Raw genomic sequence first — 533 nt, 5'->3', positions numbered from 1 at the left:
GTTCGTTGTCCTGCTTATCAGGATCAACTACCAGCATAATAGAACCGGCCTGACCTGCCCCCACGATTAGATACAACACTCAGTTAGTAACGTCGGAATCTTCATTCTCAGAATGACCCTTTCTCCAGCCCGCTGCAAATTCAGACGGTGTCTGATAATTCAGCGTGGAGTGCGGGCGGCATTCGTTATAATCCTGCCGCCAGTCATTAATAATTTTCCTGGCATGAACGATATCGCTGAACCAGTGCTCATTCAAACATTCATCGCGAAATCGTCCGTTAAAGCTCTCAATAAATCCGTTCTGCGTTGGCTTGCCCGGCTGGATTAAGCGCAACTCAACACCATGCTCAAAGGCCCATTGATCCAGTGCACGGCAAGTGAACTCCGGCCCCTGGTCAGTTCTTATCGTCGCCGGATAGCCTCGAAACAGTGCAATGCTGTCCAGAATACGCGTGACCTGAACGCCTGAAATCCCAAAGGCAACAGTGACCGTCAGGCATTCCTTTGTGAAATCATCGACGCAGGTAAGACAC

Annotated in this window: 1 pseudogene; it reads right to left on the bottom strand. The window is 49.9% G+C overall.

The features are described 5' to 3' along the window. Positions 1–79: 79 nt before the first annotated feature. Positions 80–533, bottom strand: a pseudogene (locus tag D4Q52_RS26080) (IS3-like element ISSen4 family transposase); the annotation flags it as partial.

The organism is Rhodopseudomonas palustris, from assembly GCF_003591005.1.
GTDB classification, from domain to species: Bacteria; Pseudomonadota; Alphaproteobacteria; order Rhizobiales; family Xanthobacteraceae; genus Rhodopseudomonas; species Rhodopseudomonas palustris_K.
The sequence above is the reverse complement of the archived record's forward strand: the minus strand, read 5'-3'. Positions and strand labels throughout refer to the sequence as shown.